Here is a 7,723-nt window from a genome sequence, read left to right on the forward strand (position 1 = left end):
GACTTCCTAGTTTTTTTTTCATGTAATGGGAGACAAGTCCTGCCCTTTCCTTTTTTAAGTTATGTTATACTATTGGAAGATAAAACTTTACTCAGTCGGGCGACCGACTAAGTAAAGTCAAAGCCTCCGGCGGATGCCACGATTTTTCAAAGGTAACATTTCGAGCAAGTTCGAAAAAAATCGGGCGCAAATACGCCGAGGCGCATTTGATTGTTGTTGGGGGATTTTAAATGGCAGAGTATACGCCGATGATAAAGCAGTATTTAACGATTAAGGCAGATTATCAAGATGCCTTTTTATTTTTTAGACTAGGTGATTTTTACGAAATGTTTTTTGATGATGCAGTAAATGCATCACAAATTTTAGAAATAACGTTAACGGCTAGAGATGGTGGTGTTGAAGAAAAAATCCCGATGTGCGGGGTCCCTTATCACTCAGCTGCAGGATATATTGAACAATTAGTGAATCAAGGATATAAAGTTGCGATCTGTGAGCAAACAGAAGACCCAAAACAGGCAAAAGGTGTCGTAAAACGTGAAGTTATACAATTAATTACACCTGGAACTGTAATGGAAGGTAAAAACCTACTAGATAAAGAAAATAATTTTCTAGCAACCGTTTCAAACTTTTCCGATAATTCTTTCGGATTTGCATTAACTGACTTAACAACAGGTGAAAACCGCGTCTCATTATTGTCTTCCCAGTTTGAAGAAGTTATCGGAGAAATTTATGCAAATGGTGTAAAAGAGGTTGTTGTTTCGACAGATTTTGACGATCAGTATAAAAAAGCAATGATTGAACGTTGCCAGGTAACGATTTCGTATGAAGATAATTGCACAATTGCTGAACATTTTCAACAGCTTACCGAGAGGCTTGAGGATGAGAAATTGATTCTTACTTTTGGAAGATTATTAAATTATTTAATAAAAACGCAAAAGCGCTCACTTGATCACCTTCAACAGGTTCGTATTTTTTATATTAATCAATTCATGAAAATTGATCTTTATTCAAAACGTAATCTTGAGCTTACTGAAACGATCCGTAATAAAGGGAAAAAGGGTTCATTACTTTGGCTTCTGGACCAAACAGTTACTGCAATGGGAGGTCGTCTGTTAAAACACTGGATCGACAGACCGTTATTAAATAAAATTGAAATTGAAGCCCGGCTTAACATGGTTCAAACCTTTATTGATCACTATTTTGAAAGATTAGAATTAAGGGATTTATTGAAGGAAGTATATGATCTTGAACGACTGGCGGGACGTGTGGCTTTCGGAAATGTAAATGCAAGAGACCTATTACAACTCAAAAAATCACTTGAGCAGGTTCCGGGAATTTATCAACTTGTAACACAGTTGCAGCACCCATATGCGGACAATCTCAGCAAGCAAATGGATCTTTGCGAATCATTAACCGACCTTCTTAAACGTTCCATTAAGGAGTCAGCTCCTTTGTCTATTAAAGAAGGAGATATTATTCAAGATGGTTACAATGCCACCCTTGACCAATATCGTGATGCAAGCCGAAATGGTAAAACATGGATTGCATCCTTAGAAAAACAGGAACGAGAAAAAACAGGAATAAAGTCTTTAAAGATTGGATATAACCGTGTCTTTGGATATTATATCGAAGTAACAAAGTCCAATTTACAGTACTTACCCGAGGGTCTGTATGAAAGAAAACAAACTCTAACTAATGCAGAACGTTTTATCACCCCTGAGCTTAAAGAAAAAGAAACATTAATTCTTGAAGCAGAGGAAAAGATTGTCCAATTAGAATATGATCTTTTTCTTGATATTCGCGAACAAGTTAAGAGCTATATTCCAAGACTTCAGACATTAGCAAAGGTCATAAGTGAGCTTGATGTACTGCAGTGCTTTGCAACGATAAGTGAAGAACGCCATTATTGTATGCCTCATTTTTCTGAGGACAAGCTCTTTATTAAAGATGGACGTCATCCGGTTGTTGAGAAAGTGATGCAGGCACAGGAATATGTTCCAAATGATTGTGTGATGGAGCAAGGACGGTCATTGCTTCTTATTACAGGACCAAATATGTCTGGTAAGAGTACGTATATGAGACAGATTGCACTGATCTCAATTTTGGCACAAATTGGTTGTTTTGTTCCAGCAAGTGAAGCTGTTCTACCAATATATGATCAAGTATTCACTCGTATCGGTGCCGCAGATGACTTAATCTCTGGACAAAGTACTTTTATGGTAGAAATGCTTGAAGCAAAAAATGCCATTGTCAACGCAACATCGAAAAGCTTATTATTATTTGACGAAATTGGACGTGGAACATCTACTTATGACGGAATGGCGCTTGCACAAGCTATTATTGAATATATTCACCAAAATATCGGAGCACACACATTGTTCTCTACTCATTATCACGAGCTGACCGATTTAGAAACAGGTCTGGAAAACTTAGTGAATGTTCATGTGAGTGCGATAGAGGAAAATGATAATGTCGTCTTCCTTCATAAAATTAAAGAAGGCGCAGCAGATAAAAGCTATGGAATTCATGTAGCAAAACTTGCTGAGCTTCCTGAGAACTTAATTGAACGTGCAAAAGAAATATTAAATCATCTTGAGCAAGGTGAAAAAGAAATAGCTGTAACAAAAGAAGAATCGATTGACCTTACAGACAATTTACAGCTTTCATTTTTTGGGGAAACGAAGTCAACCTACCAAAAAGAAGAAAAGTATGTGTCTTCTAAGGAAAAGGATGTCTTGAAATCCATCAAAGATATGGATATTTTAGGACTTACACCTTTAGAGGCAATCAATAAGTTATACGAAATTCAAAAACAATTAAAAGGATAAAAACGAAGGTTCAATAAATTTTTGATTTTCTTAAAAGAGAATGAGGTGAAGGCATGGGGAAAATCGTCCAACTAGATGACCTTCTTTCAAATAAAATAGCAGCAGGGGAAGTAGTGGAGAGGCCAGCCTCAGTTGTAAAGGAATTAGTTGAGAATGCCATTGACGCAAACAGTACTGTTATCGAAATTGAAATAGAAGAAGCGGGCCTTTCCAAAATTCGAATTATTGACAATGGTGATGGCATGGATAGTGAGGATTGTGTGAATGCCTTTCATCGTCATGCAACAAGTAAAATAAAGGACGAAAATGATTTATTTCGAATCCGGACATTAGGGTTTAGAGGTGAGGCATTACCTAGTATTGCCTCTGTTTCTGAACTAGAAATGAAGACCAGTACGGGAGATAATTCAGGTACTCATATTCTCATAAAAGGTGGACAGATTGCGGAGAAAAAGGCAACAAATAGTCGTAAAGGAACTGACATTACAGTTTCTAATCTTTTCTTTAATACTCCAGCTCGCTTAAAATATTTAAAAACCGTTCACACAGAGCTTGGCAATATTACCGATGCTGTCAATCGGATTGCCCTTGCTCACCCGGAAGTTTCCTTTCGGTTATTGCATAATGGAAAACGCCTTTTATATACAAGTGGGAATGGGGATGTTAGACAGGTACTTGCTGCGATCTATGGTTTAGGAATTGCAAAGCAAATGGTCCCTATTCATTTGCAATCATTAGACTTTAGTGTAGAAGGCTATATATCTATGCCTGAAGTTACAAGGGCATCAAGAAACTATATATCAACCATTATTAATGGTAGATATATAAGAAATTTTCCACTAGTTAAAGCTATACAGCAAGGCTACCATACCTTATTACCGATTGGAAGATTTCCAATTGTCTTACTCGACATTAAGATGGACCCATTGTTAGTTGATGTGAATGTCCATCCAGCAAAACTAGAGGTTAGGATTAGTAAAGAACAAGAACTAAATCAATTAATTGATCAAGGAATTAAGGATGTTTTTAAACATAAACAACTAATCCCGGATGCCATAAATCCAAAGAAGAAGGAAGTTCAAAAATCGGAGCAGCAAGAATTTGTATTTCAGCATTCCATAAAAACTGAACCACAAGAAAAACAACCCTTTGTCCCTAAATTTGTTGAGACCATTCAACAGGCTTCGAGGAAAGAAGAACTTAATATTGAAACACCAACTCAGGTCATTACATCTGTATATGAAGAAAAACCATATGATACGGAAAAACTGGTAATTGAAGAAAATGATTACACAACTACCGGTTCCTTGGATGAGATTGAAGAGACAGATTTTGAAGGTACTGAAATCAACATAAACAAAGATGAACGTGTGCCAGTTATGTATCCCATCGGTCAAATGCACGGAACATATATCCTTGCTCAAAATGAGAAAGGTTTATATATTATCGATCAACATGCAGCTCAGGAGCGAATTAAATATGAATATTTCAGAGAAAAAGTAGGAGAAAATATTTCTGATCTTCAGGAACTTCTTCTTCCGATTACATTGGAATATTCAACTGATGAATGTATCAACATAAATGCGCATAAGCAAGATTTAGAACAGGTTGGAATCTACTTGGAACCATTCGGCCATAACAGTTACATTGTACGTTCACATCCCCAATGGTTTCCAAAAGGTGATGAAAAAGAAGTCATTGAGGAAATTATCGAGCAAGTGCTTAATGATAAGAAAATAGATATTAAGAAATTAAGAGAGGCAGCAGCGATTATGATGAGCTGTAAAGCTTCTATAAAAGCGAACCACCATTTACGTAACGATGAAATATTTGCATTACTTGAAACGCTCCGTAAAACAAGTGATCCATTTACATGTCCTCACGGTCGACCAATCATCATACACCATTCGACCTATGAAATGGAAAAGATGTTCAAACGAGTCATGTAAATAAACGATATAAAAAGTGCGGAAAACTCGCTAAATAGGCGAGTTTTCCCTATATAAGACAAAAGTAGTAGGAAACTATGATAAGGTTCAAGAAAATTGTTATTTTCTAAGTCAATTTGGTTATAATAATTTAGTATTCGTCTTATTATCTATGTTACGATAATAGTATGAATTGAGGTAAAGGTAGTGATTGATTGGAAGAATTGAAAAAAGAAAAACTTGTCGTTCTAATTGGTCCAACCGCAGTTGGAAAGACGAAACTAAGCATAGAACTTGCCAAAAAGCTTAATGCTGAAATTATAAGTGGAGATTCCATGCAAATTTATAAAGGGATGGACATCGGTACTGCCAAAATCACTAAAGATGAAATGGAAGGGATACCCCACCATCTCATTGATATTAAGGAACCACATGAGAGTTTTTCGGTAGCAGAGTTTCAAGAGGTTGTAAGAAAGTTAATAACGGAAATACATAATCGTGGTAAATTACCGATGATTGTTGGGGGGACAGGGCTTTATATTCAATCTGTATTATATGATTATCAATTTACAGATGATGCCTCAAACCCTGAATATCGGAATATACTTGAAAAAAAAGTTGCTGAAAGGGGAGTTGAACCTCTTTATCAGGAACTAAAAAAAATAGATCCGGAGAGTGCAGAACGGATTCACCCCAACAATGTAAGAAGAGTCATTCGAGCCTTAGAGATTTACAAAACAACTGGGAAAACGATGACCGAATATTTGGAGGGACAGAAGCATGAACTTATCTATGATGTTGCCCTAATTGGATTAACAATGGAACGAGAGAAATTGTATGATCGCATTAACCATAGGGTTGACTTGATGATAGAGTCGGGACTGCTTGAAGAGGTAACAAAATTCCATTCTCAAGGTTTACGAGATTGCCAATCCATCCAAGCAATTGGCTATAAAGAACTTTATAGTTATTTAGATGGGGCATCATCCCTAGACGAAGCAATCCAACAATTAAAACAAAATACACGCAGATATGCAAAGCGACAATTAACATGGTTTCGAAATAAAATCGATGTAAAATGGTTTGATATGTCAGCAAATAATGAGTTTAAAGAAAAATTTAATGAAATTTATAAATATATAGCAGGAAAGCTAGGAATTTAAGAGAATAGATAATATAAGATGTATTCGATTGTTCAAAATTGGGCAATGACAGTTTCGGCATTTTGTGCCGTAGATTCTAGAGGAGGACATTTCATGAAACAAGCAATCAATATCCAAGACCAAATTTTAAACACTCTACGTAAGGATGGGACATTTGTAACAGTATTCTTATTAAATGGATACCAATTACGAGGATTAGTGAAAGGCTTTGATAACTTTACAGTTCTATTAGAAACTGAAGGGAAGCAGCAACTTATTTATAAGCACGCAATTTCTACTTTCGCTCCACAAAAAAACATTAAACTAGAGCTTGAATAAATTACCGAAAAAACAACCTTACTTTGATAAGTAAGGTTGTTTTTTTCATCTTGTCTAATTTTTCTTCAAGATTTGTAAATTGGCTCATATACATATAGTGTTATGGAATATTTTCCGGGAAAGCGCAATCTTTGACAAAAAGCAAGAGTCTTTTGTAATAAAAGTGAGAAAATTGTAGAAATAAAAGGGAAAAGGAAAAGTCTTGCGATTTACGACTAGTTCCAGCGCCTAGCCCGTCGAGGTCATAAGCCACTTTAGATTGAAGGCAAAGAGCGCCATCCATTCTAAATCGTCTTATGCTTGTCGGACTTGCACATGATGTGTTGACATCGATGTTCAGATATTATAGGCTTGCACTTTTGTTTTTTCCTTGGGCTTTTGTCACGAATTTAACCCAACAACGTATAATGTACTGAAATGAGAGGTGAGAGCTCTTGGATCAACAACCCATTACAATGAAGAACAATGGACAAATAAATGTCGTTCTGAATGGAGAAAAAAAGAAATTAAAAGTACTGCACTCTACATCTAGAGAAGCTATTTCAACGAAAATCCAAACAAAACATACAGCTCTAAAAGAAATAGAGGAAGAAATGAGCGCTCTTGTAGGTATGGATGAAATGAAGAAAATGGTAAAGGAAATCTATGCTTGGATTTATATTAATAAAAAGCGAGAAGAACAGGGTTTAAAGGTAGGAAAACAAGCATTACACATGATGTTTAAAGGAAACCCTGGAACAGGTAAGACGACTGTTGCACGATTATTAGGGAAATTATTTCTGCAAATGAATGTCCTATCAAAAGGGCATCTCATTGAAGCAGAAAGAGCTGACCTGGTCGGGGAATATATTGGTCATACCGCACAAAAGACACGGGATTTAATTAAAAAGGCTATTGGTGGCATATTATTCATTGATGAGGCGTATTCCCTAGCTAGAGGTGGAGAAAAGGACTTCGGAAAAGAAGCTATAGATACGTTAGTTAAACATATGGAAGATAAGCAGCACGAATTTGTTTTGATTTTAGCGGGATACTCAAAAGAAATGGACCATTTCTTATCTTTAAATCCAGGATTATATTCTCGTTTTCCACTTGTAATTGATTTTCCGGATTATACCGTTGAACAGTTAATGGAAATTTCAGCAAAAATGATGGTGGAACGTGAATATGAATTCAGTCCAGAGGCAGAAAGAAAATTACGTGAGCATTTACTTGCTGTTAAAATGGATTCTTACCCCGGAAAATTTAGTAATGGGCGTTACGTTCGGAATATCATCGAAAAATCAATTCGAAGTCAAGCAATGAGATTATTAATCGACGATACTTACAGTAAACAGGACCTTCAGACAATAAGAACACAAGACTTGATTTTCAAAGAATAAACGTGCCGCCTATTATTAGGCGGTTTATTTTAATTAGTCTTTTTAAACCACACGCTCTGCGTGTGTGCAAACGAAACTTATAGAGTCGTACCAGAAGACAAAAA

The 7,723-nt window shown here is 36.1% G+C and carries 5 protein-coding genes; all 5 read left to right on the forward strand.

Annotation, left to right across the window (positions count from 1 at the left end; all coding sequences use genetic code 11):
- The first annotated feature begins 230 nt into the window (after window positions 1–230).
- The 5 genes from mutS (at window position 231) to spoVK (ending at window position 7,619) form a co-directional block, all read left to right on the forward strand.
- Entirely contained in the window at window positions 231–2,828 is a 2,598-nt protein-coding gene (mutS, locus tag ACR65M_RS15905; RefSeq protein WP_440273782.1) for a DNA mismatch repair protein MutS, read from the forward strand.
- Between the two features lie 53 nt (window positions 2,829–2,881).
- A complete protein-coding gene (gene mutL / locus ACR65M_RS15910; RefSeq protein WP_341331832.1) occupies window positions 2,882–4,777 on the forward strand; it encodes a DNA mismatch repair endonuclease MutL in 1,896 nt (631 codons plus the stop codon).
- 194 nt (window positions 4,778–4,971) lie between these two features.
- On the forward strand, window positions 4,972–5,919 hold the full coding sequence (gene miaA / locus ACR65M_RS15915; protein ID WP_440273783.1) for a tRNA (adenosine(37)-N6)-dimethylallyltransferase MiaA: 948 nt from the start codon (window positions 4,972–4,974) through the stop codon (window positions 5,917–5,919).
- A 93-nt stretch (window positions 5,920–6,012) separates the two neighbouring features.
- Window positions 6,013–6,237, forward strand: coding sequence for an RNA chaperone Hfq (gene hfq, locus ACR65M_RS15920; protein ID WP_057999880.1), 225 nt, complete (start codon window positions 6,013–6,015; stop codon window positions 6,235–6,237).
- Between the two features lie 434 nt (window positions 6,238–6,671).
- Complete coding sequence (spoVK, locus tag ACR65M_RS15925; RefSeq protein WP_341331830.1) at window positions 6,672–7,619, forward strand: stage V sporulation protein K; 948 nt, start codon at window positions 6,672–6,674, stop codon at window positions 7,617–7,619.
- The last annotated feature ends 104 nt before the right edge of the window (window positions 7,620–7,723 follow it).

It is taken from the genome of Ferdinandcohnia sp. SAFN-114, assembly GCF_059415045.1.

What these genes read in the sequence shown, in the direction of transcription:
- mutL (WP_341331832.1), top strand. Translation starts at nt 2,882, where the DNA reads ATGGGGAAAATCGTCCAACTAGATGACCTTCTTTCAAATAAAATAGCA.
- mutS (WP_440273782.1), top strand. Translation starts at nt 231, where the DNA reads ATGGCAGAGTATACGCCGATGATAAAGCAGTATTTAACGATTAAGGCA.
- hfq (WP_057999880.1), top strand. Translation starts at nt 6,013, where the DNA reads ATGAAACAAGCAATCAATATCCAAGACCAAATTTTAAACACTCTACGT.